The following is a 22,263-nucleotide window of genomic DNA, read 5'->3' as shown; positions in this document are numbered from 1 at the left end:
GGCCTTTTTTATGCATTATTTTTTTGGATACAGCTCGTCGCGCCTGTACGGCTCGGTTTCTCCGGGTTTGCGCGTTTTGAGCAATTTCAGGATCCAGGTGTATTGCTCCGGATGCGGGCCAACAAACACCTCCACCTCTTCATTCATCCGACGCGCAATCGTGTTATCGTCCGCGGTCAGTAGATCGTCCATCGGCGGGCGCACCTGCACAATCAGCCGATGCGTGCTGGCATCATACACCGGGAAAAGGGGTACCACGCGTGCACGGCAGACTTTCATCAGGCGGCCAATCGCCGGCAGCGTTGCTTTATAGGTGGCAAAGAAATCGACAAACTCACTCTGTTCCGGGCCGTGATCCTGGTCCGGAAGATAGTAGCCCCAGTACCCCTGGCGCACGGACTGGATAAAAGGTTTGATGCCGTCATTACGTGCGTGTAAACGCCCACCAAAACGACGACGCACCGTGTTCCACACGTAGTCATACACTTTATTTCCCTGGTTGTGGAACATCGCCGCCATTTTCTGCCCCTGTGATGCCAGAAGCATTGCAGGAATATCCACACCCCAGCCATGCGGAACCAGGAAAATCACATTTTCACCGTTGCGACGCAACTCATCAATGATCTCATTTCCCTGCCACTCCACACGCGGCAAGATTTTTTCCGGGCCACGAATCGCCAGCTCGGCCATCAGTACCATTGCCTGCGGCGCGGTAGCGAACATCTCGTCGATGATTGCTTCCCTTTCGGCTTCGCTTTTTTCCGGAAAGCAGTAAAACAAATTGATTTGTGCACGACGACGCGCGCTTTTACCGAATTTCCCCGCCAGGCGCCCCAGCTTACCCAGCAACGGATCGCGCACTGAGGGGGGGAGCATCGCCACGCCAGCAAAGGCCAACACGCCCAACCACGCGCCCCAGTTACGCGGGTGACGGAATTCAGGTTCGAACTCCGGAATGTATTCACTGTTATTTTTTTTCGTTTCCATGCATCTTCCGCAGGCCAGACATCAAGTCAGAAAAGATAATCTGATAGTGTAGCGAGCCGTTATCTTTCACACAAAAGAAAAAGCCGACGCGGCTAAGGCATCGGCTTTATACGCATATTTCTTGAACGAATCAGTCGAGAGTGAGCTGCGGTACGACCTCTTTCACCTGGGCAAGGTAATCTTTACGATCCGACCCTGTCAGCCCTTCCGTTCTTGGCAACTTCGCCGTTAACGGGTTCACCGCCTGTTGGTTGATCCACACTTCATAATGCAGATGCGGCCCCGTAGAGCGCCCGGTGTTACCAGAGAGCGCAATGCGATCGCCACGTTTCACTTTCTGCCCCTCTTTCACCAGCAATTTACGCAGGTGCATATAACGTGTGGTGTAGGTGCGACCATGACGGATAGCGACATAATAGCCTGCCGCGCCGCTACGCTTCGCCACAACCACTTCACCGTCACCCACAGAAAGCACGGGCGTCCCCTGCGGCATGGCAAAATCGACACCTTTATGTGGTGCAACGCGACCGGTCACCGGATTCAGACGGCGCGGGTTAAAATTCGACGACACCCGGAACTGTTTTGACGTCGGGAAGCGCATGAAACCTTTCGCCAGCCCGGTGCCGTTGCGGTCGTAAAACTTACCGTCTTCGGCCCGAATGGCATAATAATCCTTACCGTCTGAGCGCAAACGCACACCCAGAAGCTGACTCTGCTCCTGCTTACCCTCCAGCATCTCACGGGACATCAGCACAGAGAACTCATCCCCTTTTTTCAGCTTGCGGAAATCCATTTGCCACTGCATCGCTTTGATTACTGAGCTAATTTCGCTATTAGTCAGCCCGGCCTCGCGTGCGCTGCCAACAAAACTCCCGCCAACGGTGCCTTTCATGGCCGTGTTCACCCAGTCGCCCTGTTGCAGCTCACTGCTCATTTTGAACGCACCGCTTTCGGTACGATCATAAGTGCGGGTTTCACGACGGGACATCTCCCAGGTCAGGCGTTGCAGATCGCCATCCGCGGTTAATGTCCAGGAAAGCTGCTGACCAATTTTAAGGTTGCGCAACTCCTTATCTGCATCGGCGAGCTGACTGATATCGCCCATATCGATGCCGTATTGATTGAGGATGCTGCTCAGGGTATCGCCTGTAGAAACCACATATTCATGTACGCCCGCTTCGCTGGCGGTTTTGTCATCCAGGTCATCCTGCGGGATATCTTCCACTTCGTCAGGCAGGGTCTGATCAATAGGTTCGCTGGCTTCAGGCAGTAAAGAACGGATTTCGTTCTTTTTGAGCTCGATGGTTTTGACGATCGGCGCGGAAGTCGATTCCGGGTGATACACATAAGGCCGCCAGACGGCGACCGTAAGAGTGAGAACGGTAAGCGACCCCAGCATGACGCGATGGGGCCGCGGTAAACTGTTAAATGCCAGGGCGACAGAGCGGGCTATCTGTTGCACGTATTCACTTCCTCGTTATTCTCCTTTCAGGCAGCTCGCATACTGGTTAGACAATTGGGCAAGGAACTGCGGGTAGCTCTCTTTACCTAACTTGATACTGATCCCGAGTGGATCCAACGTCCCCATTCGAACGGATGTCCCTCTGGCAACAGCTTCAACGACCGCTGGCCTGAACTGTGGCTCAGCAAAAACGCAGGTTGCTTTTTGCTCAACCAACTGTGTTCTGATTTCATGTAAACGCTGCGCACCGGGTTGAATTTCAGGGTTGACGGTAAAATGGCCGAGGGGCGTCAGCCCGTAGTGTTTTTCAAAGTAGCCATAGGCGTCATGAAAAACGAAATACCCCTTCCCTTTCAGCGGTGCCAGCTCGTCTCCGACCTGTTTATCGGCCCGGGCTAATGATGCCTCAAATGCCTGCAGGTTGGCGTCCAGCTTTGCTCGACTTTGCGGCATAACTTCCACTAATTTATCGTGGATTGCAACCGCTGACAGCCGCGCTATCTCTGGCGAGAGCCACAGATGCATGTTGTAATCGCCATGATGGTGATGTTCGTCACTTTTTTCTTCTTCATGGGAAGGACCTTCGTGATCATGCTCGTCGTCATCAGCCCCTTTCATGAGCAGCGTTTTCACGCCATCAAGTTCCGCCATTGTCACCCTTTTATCCGCCGGGATTTGCTGCGCGGATTTCGCCATAAACGCTTCCATATCCGGTCCGACCCAAAAGACTAAGTCCGCGTTCTGTAAGCGTTTTACATCAGACGGGCGAAGTGAATAATCATGCTCAGAAGCACCATCAGGCAGCAACACGTCCGTCGGGGTAACGCCATCTGCAATGGCCGACGCAATAAAACCCAGCGGCTTTAATGAGGTTACAACGGCAGCGTTAGCAGTTTGTGCTGCCCCACCGAGGAGAGCAGCGGATAACGCTGCGCAAAGAAGCGTATTTTTATGTAACATAATGCGACTACTGATCGTAATGAGTGTGTGGGATGTGATATTATAACATTCGACAACTTGTGCAACCCCTTAAATGCTATGACGAATCTTGTAACGCTCGAAAAAGTCACCGTCGCGTTTGGCCAACGACGCGTTTTATCTGACATTTCGCTTAAATTATGCCCCGGTAAAATCCTTACTCTGCTCGGTCCGAATGGCGCGGGCAAATCCACGCTGGTGCGTGTGGTGCTTGGGCTGGTAGCACCGGATGCCGGGATGATCAAACGCGGCAGCAACCTGCGTATCGGCTATGTGCCACAAAAATTGCAACTGGACACGACCCTGCCGCTGACCGTGGGGCGCTTTCTGCGCCTGCGTCCAGGCACGCGCAAAGACGAGATCATTCCGGCCCTGAAACGAGTACAGGCAGCCCATCTGGTGGATGCACCCATGCAAAAACTTTCCGGCGGGGAAACTCAGCGTGTATTGCTTGCACGTGCATTGCTTAACCGCCCGCAATTGCTGGTGCTCGATGAACCTACTCAGGGCGTTGACGTCAATGGTCAGGTCGCGCTGTACGATCTGATCGACCAGCTTCGTAAAGAGCTGGATTGTGCCGTACTTATGGTCTCACACGACCTGCATCTGGTAATGGCGAAAACCGATGAAGTGCTGTGCCTGAATCATCACATCTGTTGTTCCGGTACGCCGGAAGTTGTCTCCATGCATCCGGAGTTTATCTCCATGTTTGGCCAACGCGGTGCAGAACAACTCGGCATCTACCGCCATAATCATAACCACCGCCACGATTTACAGGGACGCATCGTACTGCGCCAAGGTAATGGACGCTCATGATTGAACTATTACTGCCCGGCTGGTTTGCCGGGATTATGCTGGCCTGCGCCGCCGGGCCGCTGGGATCATTTGTCGTCTGGCGTCGGATGTCCTATTTCGGCGATACGCTGGCACACGCCTCCCTGCTGGGAGTGGCATTTGGTTTTCTGCTCGATGTAAATCCGTTTTATGCCGTTATCGCCGTGACGTTGTTACTGGCAGCCGGTCTGGTTTGGCTGGAGAAACGTCCTCAACTGGCGATCGACACACTCCTCGGTATCATGGCACACAGCGCGCTGTCACTGGGTCTGGTCGTGGTCAGTCTGATGTCAAATATTCGCGTTGATCTGATGGCGTATCTGTTCGGTGATCTGCTGGCAGTCACACCGGAGGATTTACTGGCTATCGCACTGGGCGTGGCGATTGTTCTGGGAATTTTACTCTGGCAGTGGCGCAACTTGCTGTCGATGACCATCAGCCCCGAACTGGCATTTGTCGATGGTGTAAAACTGCAACGCGTAAAACTGTTGCTCATGCTGGTTACCGCTCTGACCATCGGTGTGGCAATGAAATTTGTCGGCGCGCTGATTATTACATCGCTGCTGATTATTCCCGCCGCAACCGCCCGCCGTTTTGCCCGTACGCCGGAACAAATGGCAGGCGTGGCTGTTGGCATCGGAATGATTGCAGTGACAGGAGGGCTGGCCTTCTCCGCGCTGTATGATACACCGGCGGGTCCGTCCGTGGTGCTGTGCGCTGCGCTGCTGTTTATCTTCAGCATGTTCAAGAAAACCACCAATTGAATGGTGTACCGGGAGCGATGCGAGATGCTCCCGGTATTCTGCTTTACGGCATTTCCGGCGGCGTTATACCGAAGTGATTCCACGCTCTGACCGTTGCCATTCTTCCGCGCGGAGTTCGCTGTAAAAAGCCCTGCTGAATAAGGTACGGCTCCAGCACATCTTCGATAGTTTCCCGCTCTTCACCAATGGCCGCCGCCAGATTATCCAGACCAACCGGCCCACCGAAGAACTTATCTATCACCGCCAGCAGCAGTTTGCGATCCATATAGTCAAACCCTTCGGCATCCACATTCAGCATGTCGAGTGCCTGGGCGGCAATGTCAGCCGAAATATCGCCGTTATGCTTCACCTCAGCAAAGTCACGCACCCGACGCAGAAGGCGGTTAGCGATACGCGGCGTACCACGCGAGCGACGCGCCACTTCCAGCGCACCTTCGTCACTCATTTCCAGCCCCATAAACCGCGCGCTACGGCCCACAATGTGCTGCAAATCCGCCACCTGGTAAAACTCCAGGCGCTGCACAATACCGAAACGATCGCGTAGCGGAGAGGTTAGCGAACCCGCACGGGTTGTCGCGCCAATCAGGGTAAACGGTGGCAAATCAATTTTGATTGAGCGCGCCGCCGGGCCTTCGCCAATCATAATATCCAGCTGATAATCCTCCATCGCCGGATAGAGCACCTCTTCCACAACGGGTGAAAGGCGGTGGATTTCATCAATAAACAGTACGTCGTGAGGCTCAAGATTCGTCAGCATCGCCGCCAGATCGCCCGCTTTTTCCAGCACCGGACCGGACGTTGTGCGCAGATTGACGCCCATTTCGTTCGCCACAATATTGGCCAACGTGGTTTTCCCCAACCCGGGGGGGCCGAAGATCAGCAGATGGTCGAGTGCGTCACCACGCAGTTTAGCCGCCTGGATAAAGATCTCCATTTGCGAACGCACCTGCGGTTGACCAATGTACTCCGCGAGCATTTTCGGACGAATAGCGCGATCCGCAATCTCTTCCACATTGCTACTGGCAGGCGCCACCAGACGGTCTGCTTCAATCATCCTCTACCTCACAACGCTGCGCGTAGCGCTTCACGGATCAGGGTTTCACTGTTTACGTCCGGACGGGCGATTTTGCTGATCATCCGGCTGGCTTCCTGTGGTTTATAGCCCAGCGCCACCAGCGCAGCAACCGCTTCTTGCTCCGCATCGTCCGATACCGGGCTTGCTGGCGAAGCCAGCACCAGATCAGCAGCAGGAGTGAACAGGTCGCCATGCAGACCTTTAAAGCGATCTTTCATCTCTACAATCAGGCGCTCAGCCGTTTTCTTGCCAATACCGGGCAACTTGATCAGCGCCGCGGGATCTTCACGCTCGACCGCATTGACAAACTGCTGCGCCGACATGCCGGAGAGGATCGCCAGCGCCAGTTTCGGCCCGACGCCGTTGGTTTTTATCAGTTCGCGAAACAGCATCCGTTCCTGTTTATTGTTAAAGCCGAACAGCAGTTGCGCATCTTCACGCACCACGAAATGGGTAAAGACAATGGCCTCTTTACCGGCATCCGGTAGCTCGTAAAAACAGGTCATTGGCATATGGACTTCATACCCCACCCCTCCTGCTTCCAGCACCACTAACGGGGGTTGTTTTTCGACAATAATGCCTCTGAGTCTGCCTATCACGTGACGCTCCTGCGCTAAGGGCTGAAGTTGTAATGCTGTATCATAAAAAAAGGCTGGATAGATATCCAGCCGAATATACAGGAAAAGCGCGAGGGTGATTCAGGAATTCGCGTAATATGCAGCGTCTGCAAGATCCGTAAGCAAATCACGCTGCCCTGGTTGCCAGCCCAGAACTTTACGGGTGCGCTCGCTGGACGCCGCCATTTCCGTAGCAGCAAAGGTGGCAAACCATCCAAAGTGTTCCGCGTCGCGTGATTCCGCAGGAACCCCAAGCATATTGCCTATTGCGATAGCAATGTCGCGCATCGGGATCCCTTCTTCCGCCACGGCATGGTAAACCGGCTGTGTAACACCCGTTTCCAGCGCCAACCGGTACACCTTTGCCGCATCCAGCCGGTGAACTGCTGCCCAGCGGTTTTCCCCGTTTCCAGGCCAGGCGGCAACACCCGTTTTTTTCGCCAGTGCAATCAGGTTCGGCACAAAACCATGATCGCCAATGCCATGAACCGTTGGGGCGAGACGAATGCTGGCGGTGCGTACGCCTTTTTCTGCCAGCGTCTGTGCGGCTTGTTCCGAACGACGCAGGTATTCTGGTCCCGTGCCCGGTTTATCGTCTTCCGTCGCCAGACGCCCTTGGACCAGCCTCGCAAAGCCGGAAGTGACCAGCAACGGGCGTTCACTCCCCAGTAACGCGTTACCCAGTACCTCAATGGCATGCTGGTCCTGCGCGCAGTTATCCGCAAAACGGGAGAAGTCATGATTAAAAGCCGTGTGGATCACCGCATCCGCCTTTGCTGCGGCATCAAACAGCAGTTGATGATCGTCCAGCGTCCCGTATACCGCATTCCCCCCTGCGTTCAGCAACGCCTGCGCTTTGCCCGGGTTCCGGGCCAGTCCACTCACCTGATGCCCGGCGGCCAGTAATTCCGCCGCCACTGTTGCGCCTACCCAACCGGTCGCGCCCGTCAGAAAAACATGCATGCGTGTGTCTCCTTATGTTGACTCGCGCAGTTATCCTGATGAATATCCATAACAGAGAAAAGTAGTGACATTATCGTGGTATAAGGACTAACAGGATGCAAAGCGTGACTCAGCCGAAAGATCTCGGTCAGTACCTGAAATCCCGCCGCGCGCAGCTCGATCCTCTCGCGCTGGGTTTTCACACCGCGCGCAGGCGCACGCCAGGGCTGCGTCGGGAGGAAGTGGCACATCTGGCCTGTATCAGCGCAACCTGGTACACATGGCTTGAGCAAGGGCGTGGCGGTACGCCTTCTGCTGAAGTACTTGAACGGATTTGCCAGGCGCTACGCCTCTCTGAGCGCGAGCGCGAACATGTGTTTCACCTCGGGCTGGGGCGTGCGCCTGGCGTGCATTACAGCCCAACCGGAACCGTAAGCGAACGTCTGCAAAAGGTGCTGGATCATATGCCGCTCAGCCCGGCGATGATCCGTAACGCCACCTGGGATGTGGTGGCCTGGAATAAAGCGGCCACTGTGGTGATGGCAGATTACCCCTCCCTCCCCCCACAGCAGCGCAATATCTTGCGGCGCATGTTTCTTAATCCTCAGGTACGCGCTATGCAAACGGACTGGCATGGGCTGACGCGTTTTCTGGTGGCAGCCTTTCGCGCCGATGCAACCCGTGCCGGCGCTTCCGCTGAGATCCGCCCGTTAGTCGAGGAACTGAGCGCCGCTTCACCCGAGTTTGCCCGGCTATGGCAGAGCAATGATATCGAGGGGATGGCCGAAGGGACAAAGATCCTGCTGCACGGTCATGTCGGCAGGCTGTCGCTTGAGTACTCGAGTTTTTCTGTTGAGGGGCAACCTGATCTGACGATGGTGGTCTATAACCCTTCAACCGAGGAAGATGCGGAAAAAATCAGTTCGCTGTTATAAAAAAAGCGCCAGCATGTGGCGCTTTTCACCGTAATCTTCCGCGCGCCAAGTTAAGCCGGGAACTGCTGACTTGCAGGGCGTTCTGGCTAACATGGCAGTGGGTGATGGCGATCGCCAGTGCATCGGCGGCATCCGCCTGTGGGTTAGCGGGAAGTTTCAGCAAGGTACGCACCATATGCTGCACCTGACTTTTTTCCGCGCTACCAATGCCAACCACCGTCTGTTTCACCTGACGGGCGGCATATTCGAATACCGGTAACGCCTGATTCACCGCGGCAACAATCGCCACGCCGCGTGCCTGTCCCAGCTTGAGCGCCGAATCGGCATTTTTCGCCATGAATACCTGTTCGATAGCAAAAAAATCGGGCTGAAACTGGGTGATGATTTCCGTCACGCCTGCATAAATCAGCTTCAGGCGCGACGGTAAATCGTCCACTTTTGTCCGGATACAGCCGCTACCAAGATAGGTTAACTGCCGCCCGGTCTGGCGGATCACACCATAACCGGTGACGCGTGACCCCGGGTCAATACCGAGAATAATCGCCATCATGCGTCTCCGGTTCTATGCAGATTAAGCGACATCAGAGCGTCGCTGCGACCTCATCTGAGATCTCACCGTTATGGTAAACTTCCTGCACGTCGTCACAATCTTCCAGCATGTCGATCAGACGCAGCAGTTTCGGTGCCGTTTCTGCGTCCATGTCCGCTTTGGTGGACGGGATCATAGACACTTCTGCGTTGTCGGCTTTCAGACCGGCTGCTTCCAGCGCATCGCGCACAGCACCCATCTCTTCCCACGCGGTGTAAACGTCAATTGCGCCGTCATCAAAGGTCACCACATCTTCTGCACCGGCTTCCAGCGCCGCTTCCATAATGGTGTCTTCATCACCAGCATCAAAAGAGATCACCCCTTTTTTGCTGAACAGGTAAGCCACAGAGCCGTCGGTGCCCAGGTTACCACCGCATTTGCTGAACGCATGACGCACTTCGGCAACGGTACGGTTACGGTTGTCACTCAGACACTCCACCATCACCGCGGTGCCGCCAGGGCCGTAACCTTCGTAAATGATGGTTTCCATGTTCGCATCGTCATCGCCACCGACACCGCGTGCAATTGCGCGATTCAGGGTGTCGCGGGTCATGTTGTTCGACAGCGCTTTATCCACTGCTGCGCGCAGACGCGGGTTGGAGCCGATATCGCCGCCGCCCAGACGCGCTGCCGTGACCAGCTCACGAATGATTTTGGTGAAGATCTTACCGCGCTTGGCATCCTGTGCTGCTTTGCGGTGTTTGGTGTTGGCCCATTTACTATGACCTGCCATAAAAAACTCTCCAAGAAACCGCCCGATCAGGCGGTATGAATTACAAACTCTTCAATCGCCTCCCGGTTGCTCCACGACTTGGTTAATGCAGCCGCTTGCGGCGCATCAACCCAGCGGTAGGCCAGATGTTCGCTAAAAACAATCTGCCGCTCGTGTGGCAACGCGAGACAAAACCAGGACTCGCTGTTATGCGTAATGCCCGGTGCGTAGCGATGACGTAAATGACTAAAAATTTCATACTCCACCGTGCGCTGACAGTCGACTAAGGTCAGTTGCTCAAGAGCAATATCAATGTCGACCTCTTCCTTTACTTCACGCATGGCGGCCTGCAACGCGGTTTCCCCTGCTTCCAGGCTGCCGGTAACCGACTGCCAGAAATCAGGATCGTCGCGTCGCTGCAGCATTAGCACCCGTTTCGTATCCTGTGCGTAGATCACGACCAGCACCGAAACGGGATGCTTAAATGGCATGTTACTTGTTCTCCGCAGACTCTTTTTTCAACACCGCAATACCCAATTCAGCCAGTGCCGCCGGGTTGGCGAAGCTCGGTGCTTCAGTCATCAGACAGGCGGCTGCCGTCGTTTTCGGGAAAGCGATAACGTCGCGGATATTGTCTGTACCGGTCAGCAACATGGTCAGGCGATCCAGACCAAACGCCAGGCCAGCATGCGGCGGTGTACCGTATTTCAGTGCGTCCAGCAGGAAGCCAAACTTCTCACGCTGTTCCTGCTCGTTAATGCCCAGAATACCAAACACGGTCTGCTGCATTTCACCGTTGTGAATACGCACCGAACCACCGCCCACTTCATAACCGTTAATGACCATATCGTAGGCGTTGGCAACGGCATCTTCCGGCGCGGCTTTCAGCTCTGCGGCAGACATGTCTTTCGGCGAGGTGAACGGATGATGCATTGCCGTCAGACCGCCTTCACCGTCATCTTCAAACATCGGGAAGTCGATCACCCACAGCGGCGCCCATTTGGCTTCGTCGGTCAGGTTCAGATCTTTACCCAGTTTCAGACGCAGCGCGCCCAGCGCATCGGCAACGACTTTTTTGTTGTCCGCGCCAAAGAAAATCATATCGCCATCTTGTGCGCCAGTGCGTGTCAGGATCGCGCTGACGATATCAGCGTTGAGGAATTTCGCCACCGGGCTGGTGATGCCTTCCAGGCCTTTTGCTGCTTCATTGACCTTAATATAGGCCAGACCTTTCGCGCCGTAGATTTCGATGAATTTGCCGTAGTCGTCAATCTGTTTACGGCTGATCTGTGCGCCGCCTGGCACACGCAGCGCAGCAACACGCCCTTTGGCGTCGTTGGCCGGGCCGGAGAAAACTTTGAACTCAACGTCTTTGAGCAGGTCAGCAACGTCCACCAGCTCCATCGGGTTACGCAGATCCGGTTTATCGGAACCGTAACGGCGTTCGGCTTCAGCAAAGGTCATGATCGGGAAATCACCCAGATCCACGCCTTTAATCTCCAGCCACAGCTGACGTACCATCGCTTCCATCACTTCACGCACCTGCGGCGCGGTCATGAAGGAGGTTTCCACATCAATCTGGGTGAATTCCGGCTGACGGTCAGCACGCAGGTCTTCGTCGCGGAAACATTTTACGATCTGATAGTAGCGGTCAAAACCGGACATCATCAGCAGCTGTTTGAACAACTGCGGGGACTGCGGCAACGCGTAGAATTTACCTTTATGCACACGGCTTGGCACGAGGTAGTCGCGCGCGCCTTCCGGCGTGGCTTTGGTCAGCATTGGGGTTTCAATGTCGAGGAAGCCGTGGTCATCCATAAAGCGACGGACAAAGCTGGTGATTTTCGCACGCGTTTTCAGGCGCTGAGCCATTTCTGGACGACGTAAATCGAGATAGCGGTATTTCAGACGCGCTTCTTCGGTGTTGACGTGGTTGGAATCCAGCGGCAAGGCTTCAGCGCGGTTGATAATGTTCAGCGCAGTCGCGAACACTTCCACTTCGCCGGTAGCCATATCTTTGTTGACGTTTTTCGCATCACGGGCGCGTACGGTGCCGGTAATCTGAATGCAGAACTCATTACGCAGTTCGGAAGCGAGCTGGAACGCATCCTGATGGTCCGGGTCGAAAAACACCTGCACGATGCCTTCACGATCGCGCATATCAATAAAGATAAGGCTACCGAGGTCACGACGACGATTGACCCACCCACAAAGCGTTACTTGCTGTCCCACATGGGACTGATTGAGCTGCCCGCAATATACTGTACGCATGAGATATCCCTTAATTAGCTGCGTGCGACCCGTCACCTGCGGTGCAGGTGCTTAGGTAGCAGCTATTTTCGTATGTCACAACTGGATGAAAAAAGGGGGCTATTATACTGGAAATTCTGCCTGACGATAAGCCCGCGACTGACTGTACGCGCGTTTGCTGCGCGCTTATTGCGCATTCTCACAAAATTTAACAAAAATTGTAAACCGCGCGCGACGCCACAACGCGTAAGGTAGCTACCGACGTCATTCATTTTTCAGGAGTTAATATGCTGGAACTCAACGCTGAGAAAACCGCGCTGGTCGTGATCGATTTGCAGGAAGGCATCCTGCCTTTCGCCGGTGGCCCGCATACGGCGCAGGAGGTGGTTCAACGTGCCGCTGCGTTGGCGGACACATTTCGCGCCAAAAGTGCGCCGGTCGTGCTGGTGCGCGTCGGCTGGTCAGTGGATTTCGCTGAAGCGCTGAAACAGCCGGTAGATGCTCCGGTCGGTGGTCATGCTCTACCTGCAAACTGGTGGGATTACCCGGTCGCGCTGGGTAAAAAAGCGAGCGACATCGAAGTGACAAAACGCCAATGGGGCGCGTTCTACGGTACCGACCTGGAGTTGCAATTACGCCGTCGCGGCATTGACACCATTGTGCTGTGCGGTATTTCGACCAATATTGGCGTCGAATCCACCGCCCGTAATGCCTGGGAGCTCGGCTTCTCGCTGGTGATCGCAGAAGATGCTTGCAGCGCGGGCAGTAACGAACAACATCAAGGCAGTATGACTTACATTTTTCCACGTATTGGCCGTGTTCGCAGCACGGATGAGATCATCAACGCATTATGATTTATATCGGCCTGCCGCAGTGGTCGCACCCGAAATGGGTGCGCCTTGGCATCACCAGTCTCGAAGAGTATGCCCGGCATTTTAATTGCGTCGAAGGCAATACCACGCTCTATGCTCTGCCCAAAGCAGAGGTAGTAAGCCGCTGGCGCGATCAAACCACCGACGATTTTCGCTTCTGCTTTAAATTCCCTGCGACCATTTCCCACCAGGCGGCGCTGCGCAACTGCGCTGACCTGACCACGGAATTTTTTACCCGCCTGTCACCGCTGGCAAACCGTATTGGTCAGTACTGGATCCAGTTGCCTGCCACGTTCGGACCGCAGGATTTACCTGCGCTGTGGGCTTTTATTGACAGTTTGCCGCCAGCGTTTACTTATGGTGTTGAAGTCCGGCATCCAACTTTTTTTGCCAAAGGCGAGGAAGAAAAAGCGCTGAATCAGGGGCTTCATGCCCGCGGCGTTAATCGGGTGATCCTGGATAGCCGTCCGGTGCACAGTGCCGTCGCACACAGTGAAGCCGTTAAAGAAGCACAGCGTAAAAAACCCAAAGTCCCGGTACATGCGCTGGTCACCGCTAACAACCCGCTGGTGCGTTTTATCGGCAGCGATAATATGCAACAAAACCGGGAATTGTTTGCCGTATGGCTCAGTAAATTGCCGCTTTGGGAGCAAACCACCACGCCCTATCTCTTTTTACACACGCCGGATATTGCCCAGGCACCGGAACTGGTAGAAACGCTATGGCAGGATTTATATACAGTACTGCCCTGCATTGGCGACGCGCCCGCCATTCCCCGGCAATCTTCTCTTTTCTGACTGAACCCCCTATCATTGTAAAGCGGTCACCAAGCCTTAAAGGGAGTTAGTATGGTTAGCGCGCTTTATGCCGTGTTGGGTGCGTTGTTGCTGCTGAAGTTTTCATATGATGTGGTACGTCTGCGTATGCAGTATCGCGTAAGCTATGGGGATGGCGGATTTAGCGAGCTACAAAGCGCGATTCGTATCCATGGCAACGCGGTAGAATACATACCCATTGCGCTCATCCTGCTGCTCTTTATGGAGATGGACGGCGCGCAAACCTGGATGGTTCATGTTTGCGGGTTGCTGCTGATCGCAGGTCGCCTGATGCATTATTACGGCTACTATCATCGGCTGTTTCGCTGGCGTCGTTCCGGCATGAGTGCCACCTGGTGTTCGCTGGTGCTGATGGTGCTGGCAAACCTGTGGTATATGCCCTGGGAGTTGGTTTTCTCCCTGCATTAGCGCACAATACGCCCCTTTGTTTTCCCGGATATTTACACTATGTCTCACCGCGACACGCTTTTTTCCGCGCCTATCGCCAGCCTGGGTGACTGGACTTTTGATGAACGGGTAGCCGAAGTCTTCCCGGATATGATCCAGCGTTCCGTACCGGGTTACTCCAATATTATTTCGATGATCGGCATGCTGGCGGAGCGCTTCGTGCAGCCCGCTACGCAGGTCTACGATCTGGGATGTTCGCTGGGCGCCGCTACGCTCTCCGTGCGCCGTAACATTGCACACCCGGCGTGCAAAATTATCGCGGTGGACAACTCCCCGGCGATGGTTGAACGTTGCCGCCGCCACATCGATGCTTATAAAGCCCCAACGCCGGTTAGCGTTATTGAAGGCGATATCCGCGATGTTCCCATCGAAAACGCCTCAATGGTCGTGCTCAATTTTACCCTGCAATTTCTCGAACCCGACGATCGTCTGGCGCTATTGAAGAAGATCCACCAAGGGCTGAACCCCGGTGGCGCGTTGGTACTGTCGGAGAAATTCAGTTTTGAAGACAGCGTCGTCGGCGAACTGTTATTCAACATGCACCATGACTTCAAACGTGCGAACGGTTACAGCGAGCTGGAAATCAGTCAGAAACGCAGCATGCTGGAAAACGTCATGTTAACGGATTCCGTTGAAACGCATAAAGCCCGTCTGCGCGCCGCCGGTTTTGAACACAGCGAGCTGTGGTTCCAGTGCTTTAACTTTGGCTCTCTGGTAGCCCTGAAGGCGGATGCTGCATGATTGAGTTTGGTCGTTTTTATCAGCAAATTGCCGTGGGCCCCTTAGCTCACTGGCTGGATACCCTGCCCGCCCAACTCTCCGCCTGGCAACGTGAAGCACTGCACGGACAGTTTAAACAGTGGAACAACGCTGTTGAGTTTTTGCCTCTTATCACACCAGCGGAACTGGATTTGGTTCATGGCGTAAGTGCGTCCAGCGCTGAACCGCTGAGTGCGGGGCAACTAAAAGGGATGGAAACCCTGCTGCGCAATCTGATGCCATGGCGTAAAGGACCCTTTTCACTCTACGGTATTGATATCGATACCGAATGGCGTTCCGACTGGAAGTGGGAACGTGTTCTGCCGCATCTCTCTGATTTGACCGGGCGCACAATCCTCGATGTTGGATGCGGTAGCGGTTATCACCTGTGGCGCATGATTGGCGCAGGCGCGCAGCTCGCTGTTGGGATTGATCCAACACAGCTTTTTTTGTGTCAATTCGAAGCCGTGCGTAAGTTACTGGGCGACGATCGTCGCGCCCATTTGTTGCCACTGGGAATCGAACAACTACCGGCGCTCAATGCCTTTGACACCGTCTTTTCGATGGGTGTGCTCTATCATCGCCGCTCACCGCTGGAACATCTGTGGCAGTTAAAAGATCAACTGGTTAAAGAGGGTGAACTGGTGCTGGAAACACTGGTGATCGAAGGTGATGAACATGCCGTTCTGGTGCCCGGCGATCGCTATGCGCAGATGCGCAACGTCTATTTTATTCCTTCCGCGTTGGCGCTGAAAAACTGGCTGGAGAAATGCGGTTTTGTCGATGTGCGTATCGTCGATATGAGTGTTACCAGTAGCAACGAGCAACGGCGCACGTCATGGATGACCAGCGAGTCGCTGGCGGATTTCCTCGACCCGACAGACACCACAAAAACCATTGAAGGCTATCCCGCGCCACTGCGTGCTGTGCTGATTGCCCGTAAACCGTAAGATAAAAAAAGGCCCCTGTTAATGGCAGGGGCCTGGTACAAGCAAACATCACATTGGGCGACATGATGCGCGGTAAAAACTGGTTTCAGGGGTGATAAGCAACCATCATCTGCTTCATCAACGCCACTGTATTTCCGTCAACGCCATAGCGGGCATATTCATCCGCACTGGCATCTGAAGACATCGACAACCCCTTATTGCGATAACGCATCGGCGACGCTGTCCAATTGCCTGCCGAGCTATGTACCTCTTTTACGCCTGCAGAAAGGAACAGTGAGAGGTTATCCGGACGCACACCTGCGCCTGCCATAATGATTGGAACACCGGACCGGGCATTAAGTTCCCTGATTAATGAAAGTCCTTTTTCCGCCGACGCCTGTTGCCCTGACGTCAGAATGCGCGAAACGCCTAACTCCGCTAATGAATCAAGGGCTTGCACAGGATCGGCGCACATATCGAAAGCCCGATGAAAAGTAACCGCCATTCCCTGCGCCGCGCTCATCACGTCACGCATTCGCGCCAAATCAACATCGCCGTCCTCATTAAGAATACCGGTGACCAGGCCGGGAAAGCCGAGCTTATGGAGAAAGTGAATATCATCAAGCATGGTGGCAAATTCATCTTTGCGATAGCAAAAATCACCGCCGCGCGGGCGCACTATCGGATGCACCGGAATCGTCACCGCCTGGCGAATGCTTCTCAGCGCGCCATAGGACGGGGTTAAGCCCCCTTCTTTCGGTGCTGCGCAAAATTCAATGCGATCTGCACCGGACTGCTGAGCGATTACCGCGTCTTCGACGCCATAACAACAAATTTCCAGTATGCTCATCACTCCTCCCTTTTCTTTATCATGGCTTGTGGCTTGTTTCGTTCAGCCGGTTTTTGCTCACCTTCACAGGCGGTGTGTCACCCCTCGCTGGCGACGATGTCTTCAATCGTCCAGGGGTGAAATTTCACCGTCACCCTGCCATCTGTCACCGCCAGCGTTGGGTTTGGCAGACGCTCACGCTCGCCTTTGGGTGAACTGGTTTTTACTGACACCCCCGGCTGGCTCAGGCCTTCGTCCGCCAAAAGCGCCAGCGCGCGCGCATTCAATGTCTCCGGCGCCCCCGGCAATACGATCTCGATATGTTCCCAGCCTTCGTGGGGATACCGTTTTTCACCTGGCCATGGCAGCTCAATGACGGTGAATTGCCAGTGCGCAACACACAGCGGTTCATGCAGTTTAAACAGGCAAATCGGTCGACCATTAATCCTGTTCTCCGAGAGCAGTTCACCACACCGTTCAAAACCGCGCCGCCAGCGCTCTGCGGTGGTATTTTGATGACAACGTAGCGAAATATGGTCGGCGTTTAATGGTGCAATATTCAGTCCAAGACGGGTAGTAAATTTCTGCAAGTCGTCAGTGAAACGCGGCAAATCTTCCACGATATCCTGCAACTCTTCGATAGTTTGCCAATTACTCATAACAGTGCCCGTAAGTCATAACAAAGCGCATAATCTACCGTGTTATGCAGTGCTGACGCCACCGGGCATTTGCAGTATACTCCCGCCTTTATTAAACACCCGGACGCCGCCCCTGTTACGCGGCGTCCTAAATGTAAGGTATCCCGGTGAATATTCAGGCTCTTCTCTCAGAAAAAGTCAGTCAGGCCATGATTGATGCAGGCGCCCCCGCAGATTGCGAAGCGCAGGTACGTCAGTCCGCAAAAGTTCAGTTTGGCGACTATCAGGCTAATGGCGTGATGGCAGTTGCAAAAAAACTGGGCATGGCGCCGCGACAACTGGCCGAGCAGGTCCTGACGCACCTCTCTCTGGACGGGATTGCCAGCAAAGTTGAAATTGCCGGTCCTGGCTTTATCAATATTTTTCTTGCGCCGGAATTTCTTGCGCAACAGGTCACCCTGGCGCTGGCATCGGATCGTCTGGGCGTCACTCGTCCGCAGCCACAAACCATCGTTATCGATTACTCTGCACCGAACGTGGCAAAAGAGATGCACGTTGGTCACCTGCGTTCCACCATTATCGGTGATGCATCCGTACGTACGCTTGAATTTCTCGGTCATAACGTGATTCGCGCGAACCACGTCGGCGACTGGGGTACCCAGTTCGGTATGCTGATCGCCTACCTGGAGCTGCAACAGCAGGAAAATGCAGGTGAAATGGCGTTGGCCGACCTGGAGGGCTTCTACCGTGAAGCCAAAAAGCATTATGACGAAGATGCCGCCTTTGCCGAACGCGCGCGCGGATATGTGGTAAAACTGCAGGGCGGCGACGAGTACTGCCGCGAAATGTGGCGCAAGCTGGTTGACATCACCATGAGTCAGAACCAGAAAACCTATGAACGCTTAAACGTCACCCTGACCCGTAAAGATGTGATGGGTGAAAGTCTGTATAACCCGATGCTGCCAGGTATTGTTGCCGATCTGCGAGCGAAAGGCCTGGCGGTAGAGAGTGAAGGTGCGACGGTGGTATTCCTCAACGAGTACCAGAATAAAGAAGGCGAGCCGATGGGCGTCATCATTCAGAAAAAAGATGGCGGCTACCTTTACACCACCACGGATATCGCCTGCGCCAAGTACCGTTATGAAACGCTGCATGCCGATCGCGTGCTTTATTACATCGACTCCCGCCAGCACCAACACCTGATGCAGGCGTGGACGATTGTCCGCAAAGCAGGCTATGTGCCGGATTCCGTTCCGCTGGAGCACCATATGTTCGGCATGATGCTGGGCAAAGATGGCAAACCGTTCAAAACCCGCGCGGGCGGCACGGTTAAACTTGCCGATCTGCTGGATGAAGCGCTGGAGCGCGCCCGTCGCCTGGTGGCGGAGAAAAATCCGGATATGCCTGCCGATGAGCTGGAAAAACTGGCGAATGCTGTCGGTATTGGCGCCGTGAAATATGCCGATCTGTCGAAAAACCGTACCACTGACTACGTGTTTGATTGGGACAATATGCTGGCCTTCGAAGGCAACACCGCGCCTTATATGCAATATGCATACACCCGTGTGTTGTCTGTGTTCCGCAAAGCGGGCATTGAAGAGAGCGTGCTGGAAAACGCCCCGGTGATGATTAGCGAAGAGCGTGAATCACAGTTGGCCGCACGTCTGTTGCAGTTTGAAGAAACCCTGAGCGTGGTTGCCCGCGAAGGCACACCGCATGTGATGTGTGCTTATCTGTATGATCTTGCAGGTCTGTTCTCCGGTTTCTATGAGCATTGCCCGATCCTCAGCGCGGACAGCGACGAAATCCGCCTTAGCCGCCTGAAACTGGCCCTGCTGACCGCGAAAACGCTGAAGCTGGGTCTGGATACGCTGGGGATCGAGACTGTCGAGCGTATGTAAGCGCTAATGCCGGGTGGCTGACACACATTACCCGCCCTGCACAATCGCATTTGCCCTCATTGTCAGGCATAAAAAACCCCGGCGTTCCGGGGTTTTTCTTTTGCCGTATTGTCAGAAATATTTGCGCAAATACTCCGTCAAACAGAGCATCGCCATCGCCTGGCCATACGGCATGGACGTCAGTGGGATCTGGCGATAAAACGCCAGATTACTGCCCATCCCGGTACCAAACGATACCTGCAACAACTCCCCTTCCGGCGAAATGTGACCCACAATTGCCTTCACTGCTTTCTCTGCCACTTCCGCGTAATCCGCGCTGATATAGCGCTTACGCAACGCTTTTAATATGCCGTACGCAAACCCGGCGGTAGCGGAGGCCTCCAGATAAGAGTCGGCATCATCCAACAGCGTGTGCCACAACCCACTCTCGTGCTGGCAGCTGGCAAGGGCAGCGATCTGCGCATTCAGCACCTGCACCAGATAGCGGCGTACCGCGTTATTTTTCGGCAGATCCACCAGTTCGAGGAAATCCGGGATCACAATAGTCAGCCAGCTATTGCCGCGCGCCCAGCGGGCGCGGGCGAAGTTGTGCTGCCCGTCGTAATTCCAGCCGTGAAACCACAAGCCGGTTTCTCTGTCCATCAGGTTCTGCACATGGAGCAGGAACTGATATACCGCTTCCTCAACATACTCTGCCCGGTTAAGCAGCTTACCGATTTTTGCCAGCGGCAGGACCGTCATCATCAGGGTGTCGTCCCACATCTGCTGGTGGTTTTCCTCCGCCAGTGTGATGTGCTGCATACCGCCATGCTCAGTGCGTGGCATCTCATACATCGCCCACTCAGCCCAGCTTTCAAGCCATGGCAGATAGCTCGGGTTGCCGGTTTCCTCATAGCGATACGCCAGCGTCAGAAAGGGGGCCATGGTGTTGACGTTCTTCGTGGTAGCACCTTCAGCAAAGCGCTCGGCGAACCAGTTATCAATCAGCTCACGGACGGTTTCATCCCCTGTCTGGCGATAATACTGATACATGCCGTACAAACCGACACCATGAGTCCACTCCCAGCCAGCCCAGCCTTTGGTATCAATCACACGCCCATCGTCGAGCCGCAATAAAAACTCGCCGGTGTTATCATGTATATTCACGAGGTTATGCGTGATCTTGCGAATCAATGCCTTCAGTTCATCACGGGCGATAAACCGCTCTGGCTGACGCAATAACGGACTGTGTTTGACAGGCCAAACCTTCATATTTCTCACCTCAGTTATAAGTCGATTTCAGTGACGCGCCTTTCTTCAGGGAGGGTGCGGCTGGTTTATTCCGATTCAGGTAGCCGATATTGTTATTGCCCCACAGCGATTCGTATGGCATACCCGCCAGCATCTCCACGGTTTCACGTGCCTGTGGCGTGATGCTTTCTGGCATTGCGCGACCGCTTTGGCGCATTTTGGCCGTCTCTTCGCGCAACACGCTGTGCGTTTTCAGGTTCAGCTTAAAGCGCAGCGAGACAAGGAAGCCGCAGCACAGCACCGCAATGGTGCCAAAGCACATGATCATCAGGATGGTATGGCTCACTTCCGGTACCTGCGTTTTTTGCCCGGAAACAAAGCCCGACGCCTGCATCACAATCCCTACCAGCATCACCGCACCCGCCTGCGAGGCTTTGCGTGTCAGGGTCATAATGCCGGCGAAAATACCTTCGCGACGCTGGCCGGTTACCACTTCGTCAATATCGGCGATGTAGGTGTAGGTATTCCACGGAACATAGTTGATGCCGCCCCGGCCCAGACCCGCAACGGCAGAAACCAGCAGCAGTAACGCGTAAATGTCGCTTAATCCCGCCCAATAAAGGATGCCGTAAGAGGCAGCACTCAGACCAAACAACACCACAACCATACGGTACGACGGCGCAGGCCCGAAACGGATGCACAGCGGGATCATGGCGATAACAGCGATAAACTGGAAAATTGCCATCGTGCCAAGCAGGTTAGACGCGAGAGAGGCTTCTTGCATCAGCACAAACACCACGTAATAGGTGAACACCGCGTTAAATACGTCTTGTGCGATATAACCACCGAGGTACATACCGAGGTGCTGACGGAAAATTTTAATACGCAGCGTTGAACTAAGTTCAACAAACAGGCGGCGCAGACTCTGCCCCAGGGTGAGGCTCTTTTTCTCTTCCTCTGCACGCAGAGCCGCTTCGGTCCACTCTTCACGCGGGCGTTCCCAGGTGAAACACCAGACAAACGTCAGCATCAATGCGCACAGTACCGAGAACACCAGGCTTGCATAGAAGAAGGAGATCGGGTTTTCTTTACCGAAGTGTGTCAGCAGAACTCCAGGCAGGAAAGAGGCCAGAATCGCCGACATTTGCGCCATAGAAATGCGCGCCCCGGAGAATTTAGTTTTCTGTTTAAAGTCATCCGTCATTTCCGGTACCAGCGTTTCGTACGGCACCAGAATCATGGTGTAAACCACATCGAACAACAGATAGGTCAGCAGGTAATACCAGAAACTCATCTCCCCTATCCACATCATCGAATAGCTGAAAACGCAGGGAATACCGAGCAGGATAAAGAACTTACGACGACCAAAGCGTTTACCCAGCCAGGTCGTGCCGAAGTTATCGGTTAAAAAGCCCATCAGCGGACTGACGACAGCATCCAGCACCCTCGCGGCTGCAAAGATAAATGTCGCTTCGATAGGCGTCAGGCCACAGAAGGTTGTGTAGAAATAAAGTAACCATGCTGCGGTCAACGCGGTCGTACCCGCCCCCAGAAAGTCGCCTGAACCGTAGGCGAGGTAATTAGCCAATCCAATTTTTCGTGTTTTCATTGCCGTCAACCCTATTCATTATTGGGGACCCCTGGCATTACGGCTGGCCAAAGGAAATGCTTACACGG

Annotated in this window: 23 protein-coding genes; 9 read left to right on the top strand and 14 right to left on the bottom strand. The window is 54.4% G+C overall.

The window, feature by feature from the left end; translation table 11 throughout:
- Nucleotides 1–15: 15 nt before the first annotated feature.
- The 3 genes from lpxM to znuA form a co-directional block, all read right to left on the bottom strand.
- Nucleotides 16–987, bottom strand: a complete 972-nt coding sequence (gene lpxM / locus O9K67_RS10360) for a lauroyl-Kdo(2)-lipid IV(A) myristoyltransferase (protein WP_061496688.1) — start codon at nt 985–987, stop codon at nt 16–18.
- Nucleotides 988–1,117: 130 nt separating this feature from the next.
- Nucleotides 1,118–2,449 carry a murein DD-endopeptidase MepM gene (mepM, locus tag O9K67_RS10355; RefSeq protein ID WP_061496690.1) on the bottom strand — a complete coding sequence of 444 codons (1,332 nt, stop codon included), beginning with the start codon at nt 2,447–2,449 and terminating at the stop codon, nt 1,118–1,120.
- Between the two features lie 15 nt (nt 2,450–2,464).
- Entirely contained in the window at nt 2,465–3,409 is a 945-nt protein-coding gene (gene znuA, locus O9K67_RS10350; RefSeq protein ID WP_061496691.1) for a zinc ABC transporter substrate-binding protein ZnuA, read from the bottom strand.
- A 78-nt stretch (nt 3,410–3,487) separates the two neighbouring features.
- On the opposite strand from znuA, the gene znuC reads away from it, so the two are divergent.
- Together znuC and znuB are read left to right on the top strand one after the other, a co-directional pair.
- Complete coding sequence (gene znuC / locus O9K67_RS10345) at nt 3,488–4,243, top strand: zinc ABC transporter ATP-binding protein ZnuC (RefSeq protein WP_061496694.1); 756 nt, start codon at nt 3,488–3,490, stop codon at nt 4,241–4,243.
- Nucleotides 4,240–5,025, top strand: a complete 786-nt coding sequence (gene znuB / locus O9K67_RS10340; RefSeq protein WP_061496696.1) for a zinc ABC transporter permease subunit ZnuB — start codon at nt 4,240–4,242, stop codon at nt 5,023–5,025. Before znuC ends, znuB begins: the two co-directional genes overlap by 4 nt.
- A 43-nt stretch (nt 5,026–5,068) precedes the next feature.
- On the opposite strand, the gene ruvB is transcribed toward znuB, so the two are convergent.
- From ruvB to O9K67_RS10325, 3 genes are all read right to left on the bottom strand, one after another.
- Nucleotides 5,069–6,079, bottom strand: a complete 1,011-nt coding sequence (gene ruvB / locus O9K67_RS10335) for a Holliday junction branch migration DNA helicase RuvB (RefSeq protein ID WP_061496699.1) — start codon at nt 6,077–6,079, stop codon at nt 5,069–5,071.
- 8 nt (nt 6,080–6,087) lie between these two features.
- On the bottom strand, nt 6,088–6,699 hold the full coding sequence (gene ruvA, locus O9K67_RS10330) for a Holliday junction branch migration protein RuvA (RefSeq protein WP_061496701.1): 612 nt from the start codon (nt 6,697–6,699) through the stop codon (nt 6,088–6,090).
- A 99-nt stretch (nt 6,700–6,798) separates the two neighbouring features.
- On the bottom strand, nt 6,799–7,680 hold the full coding sequence (locus tag O9K67_RS10325; RefSeq protein ID WP_061496703.1) for an SDR family oxidoreductase: 882 nt from the start codon (nt 7,678–7,680) through the stop codon (nt 6,799–6,801).
- A gap of 95 nt (nt 7,681–7,775) precedes the next feature.
- Between O9K67_RS10325 and O9K67_RS10320 the strand changes: the two genes are divergently transcribed.
- A complete protein-coding gene (locus O9K67_RS10320) occupies nt 7,776–8,594 on the top strand; it encodes a helix-turn-helix transcriptional regulator (protein WP_061496705.1) in 819 nt (272 codons plus the stop codon).
- Nucleotides 8,595–8,619: 25 nt separating this feature from the next.
- Here O9K67_RS10320 and ruvC read toward each other — a convergent pair whose 3' ends face one another.
- Genes ruvC through aspS form a run of 4 tightly spaced genes read right to left on the bottom strand, consistent with a single transcriptional unit; the run spans nt 8,620 to nt 12,166 of the window.
- Nucleotides 8,620–9,141, bottom strand: a complete 522-nt coding sequence (ruvC, locus tag O9K67_RS10315; protein WP_061496707.1) for a crossover junction endodeoxyribonuclease RuvC — start codon at nt 9,139–9,141, stop codon at nt 8,620–8,622.
- A gap of 34 nt (nt 9,142–9,175) precedes the next feature.
- Complete coding sequence (locus tag O9K67_RS10310; protein WP_045511314.1) at nt 9,176–9,916, bottom strand: YebC/PmpR family DNA-binding transcriptional regulator; 741 nt, start codon at nt 9,914–9,916, stop codon at nt 9,176–9,178.
- A 26-nt stretch (nt 9,917–9,942) separates the two neighbouring features.
- Complete coding sequence (gene nudB, locus O9K67_RS10305) at nt 9,943–10,386, bottom strand: dihydroneopterin triphosphate diphosphatase (RefSeq protein WP_061496709.1); 444 nt, start codon at nt 10,384–10,386, stop codon at nt 9,943–9,945.
- 1 nt (nt 10,387) lies between these two features.
- Entirely contained in the window at nt 10,388–12,166 is a 1,779-nt protein-coding gene (aspS, locus tag O9K67_RS10300; protein WP_061496711.1) for an aspartate--tRNA ligase, read from the bottom strand.
- 266 nt (nt 12,167–12,432) lie between these two features.
- Here aspS and O9K67_RS10295 point away from each other — a divergent pair, with 266 nt between their 5' ends.
- Genes O9K67_RS10295 through cmoB form a run of 5 tightly spaced genes read left to right on the top strand, consistent with a single transcriptional unit; the run spans nt 12,433 to nt 16,009 of the window.
- Nucleotides 12,433–12,999 (top strand): hydrolase, encoded by a 567-nt coding sequence (locus tag O9K67_RS10295; RefSeq protein ID WP_061496713.1) that lies wholly within the window; start codon nt 12,433–12,435, stop codon nt 12,997–12,999.
- Complete coding sequence (locus O9K67_RS10290; protein WP_061496715.1) at nt 12,996–13,814, top strand: DUF72 domain-containing protein; 819 nt, start codon at nt 12,996–12,998, stop codon at nt 13,812–13,814. Before O9K67_RS10295 ends, O9K67_RS10290 begins: the two co-directional genes overlap by 4 nt.
- A 51-nt stretch (nt 13,815–13,865) precedes the next feature.
- A complete protein-coding gene (locus O9K67_RS10285; RefSeq protein WP_061496717.1) occupies nt 13,866–14,261 on the top strand; it encodes an MAPEG family protein in 396 nt (131 codons plus the stop codon).
- 39 nt (nt 14,262–14,300) lie between these two features.
- Nucleotides 14,301–15,041 (top strand): carboxy-S-adenosyl-L-methionine synthase CmoA, encoded by a 741-nt coding sequence (cmoA, locus tag O9K67_RS10280; protein WP_061496718.1) that lies wholly within the window; start codon nt 14,301–14,303, stop codon nt 15,039–15,041.
- Nucleotides 15,038–16,009, top strand: coding sequence for a tRNA 5-methoxyuridine(34)/uridine 5-oxyacetic acid(34) synthase CmoB (gene cmoB, locus O9K67_RS10275; protein ID WP_061496720.1), 972 nt, complete (start codon nt 15,038–15,040; stop codon nt 16,007–16,009). Before cmoA ends, cmoB begins: the two co-directional genes overlap by 4 nt.
- 85 nt (nt 16,010–16,094) lie before the next feature.
- Here the strand turns inward: cmoB and cutC are convergent, their stop codons facing one another.
- Nucleotides 16,095–16,838, bottom strand: coding sequence for a copper homeostasis protein CutC (cutC, locus tag O9K67_RS10270; RefSeq protein ID WP_061496722.1), 744 nt, complete (start codon nt 16,836–16,838; stop codon nt 16,095–16,097).
- A 77-nt stretch (nt 16,839–16,915) separates the two neighbouring features.
- The gene (locus O9K67_RS10265; protein WP_061496724.1) at nt 16,916–17,476 is read right to left on the bottom strand and encodes a VOC family protein; all 561 of its coding nucleotides are present in this window, start codon (nt 17,474–17,476) and stop codon (nt 16,916–16,918) included.
- Nucleotides 17,477–17,622: 146 nt separating this feature from the next.
- Between O9K67_RS10265 and argS the strand changes: the two genes are divergently transcribed.
- Nucleotides 17,623–19,356: an arginine--tRNA ligase gene (gene argS / locus O9K67_RS10260; RefSeq protein ID WP_061496726.1), complete on the top strand. Its 1,734-nt coding sequence runs from the start codon at nt 17,623–17,625 to the stop codon at nt 19,354–19,356.
- Nucleotides 19,357–19,467: 111 nt separating this feature from the next.
- Here argS and bglB read toward each other — a convergent pair whose 3' ends face one another.
- Complete coding sequence (bglB, locus tag O9K67_RS10255; protein WP_061496728.1) at nt 19,468–20,607, bottom strand: beta-galactosidase BglB; 1,140 nt, start codon at nt 20,605–20,607, stop codon at nt 19,468–19,470.
- A gap of 10 nt (nt 20,608–20,617) precedes the next feature.
- On the bottom strand, nt 20,618–22,195 hold the full coding sequence (locus O9K67_RS10250; protein ID WP_061496729.1) for an MFS transporter: 1,578 nt from the start codon (nt 22,193–22,195) through the stop codon (nt 20,618–20,620).
- Nucleotides 22,196–22,263: the final 68 nt, after the last annotated feature.

The organism is Kosakonia oryzendophytica, assembly GCF_027886705.1.
Taxonomy (GTDB): domain Bacteria; phylum Pseudomonadota; class Gammaproteobacteria; order Enterobacterales; family Enterobacteriaceae; genus Kosakonia; species Kosakonia oryzendophytica.
This window is presented reverse-complemented; position numbering and strand designations above follow the sequence as displayed.

Coding starts and splice junctions, on each gene's coding strand:
- O9K67_RS10310 (WP_045511314.1), bottom strand. CDS start 9,916: ATGGCAGGTCATAGTAAATGGGCCAACACCAAACACCGCAAAGCAGCA.
- cutC (WP_061496722.1), bottom strand. CDS start 16,838: ATGAGCATACTGGAAATTTGTTGTTATGGCGTCGAAGACGCGGTAATC.
- znuC (WP_061496694.1), top strand. CDS start 3,488: ATGACGAATCTTGTAACGCTCGAAAAAGTCACCGTCGCGTTTGGCCAA.
- znuB (WP_061496696.1), top strand. CDS start 4,240: ATGATTGAACTATTACTGCCCGGCTGGTTTGCCGGGATTATGCTGGCC.
- znuA (WP_061496691.1), bottom strand. CDS start 3,409: ATGTTACATAAAAATACGCTTCTTTGCGCAGCGTTATCCGCTGCTCTC.
- ruvB (WP_061496699.1), bottom strand. CDS start 6,079: ATGATTGAAGCAGACCGTCTGGTGGCGCCTGCCAGTAGCAATGTGGAA.
- bglB (WP_061496728.1), bottom strand. CDS start 20,607: ATGAAGGTTTGGCCTGTCAAACACAGTCCGTTATTGCGTCAGCCAGAG.
- lpxM (WP_061496688.1), bottom strand. CDS start 987: ATGGAAACGAAAAAAAATAACAGTGAATACATTCCGGAGTTCGAACCT.
- nudB (WP_061496709.1), bottom strand. CDS start 10,386: ATGCCATTTAAGCATCCCGTTTCGGTGCTGGTCGTGATCTACGCACAG.
- O9K67_RS10295 (WP_061496713.1), top strand. CDS start 12,433: ATGCTGGAACTCAACGCTGAGAAAACCGCGCTGGTCGTGATCGATTTG.
- cmoA (WP_061496718.1), top strand. CDS start 14,301: ATGTCTCACCGCGACACGCTTTTTTCCGCGCCTATCGCCAGCCTGGGT.
- O9K67_RS10290 (WP_061496715.1), top strand. CDS start 12,996: ATGATTTATATCGGCCTGCCGCAGTGGTCGCACCCGAAATGGGTGCGC.
- aspS (WP_061496711.1), bottom strand. CDS start 12,166: ATGCGTACAGTATATTGCGGGCAGCTCAATCAGTCCCATGTGGGACAG.
- O9K67_RS10250 (WP_061496729.1), bottom strand. CDS start 22,195: ATGAAAACACGAAAAATTGGATTGGCTAATTACCTCGCCTACGGTTCA.
- O9K67_RS10320 (WP_061496705.1), top strand. CDS start 7,776: ATGCAAAGCGTGACTCAGCCGAAAGATCTCGGTCAGTACCTGAAATCC.
- O9K67_RS10285 (WP_061496717.1), top strand. CDS start 13,866: ATGGTTAGCGCGCTTTATGCCGTGTTGGGTGCGTTGTTGCTGCTGAAG.
- ruvC (WP_061496707.1), bottom strand. CDS start 9,141: ATGGCGATTATTCTCGGTATTGACCCGGGGTCACGCGTCACCGGTTAT.
- cmoB (WP_061496720.1), top strand. CDS start 15,038: ATGATTGAGTTTGGTCGTTTTTATCAGCAAATTGCCGTGGGCCCCTTA.
- O9K67_RS10265 (WP_061496724.1), bottom strand. CDS start 17,476: ATGAGTAATTGGCAAACTATCGAAGAGTTGCAGGATATCGTGGAAGAT.
- O9K67_RS10325 (WP_061496703.1), bottom strand. CDS start 7,680: ATGCATGTTTTTCTGACGGGCGCGACCGGTTGGGTAGGCGCAACAGTG.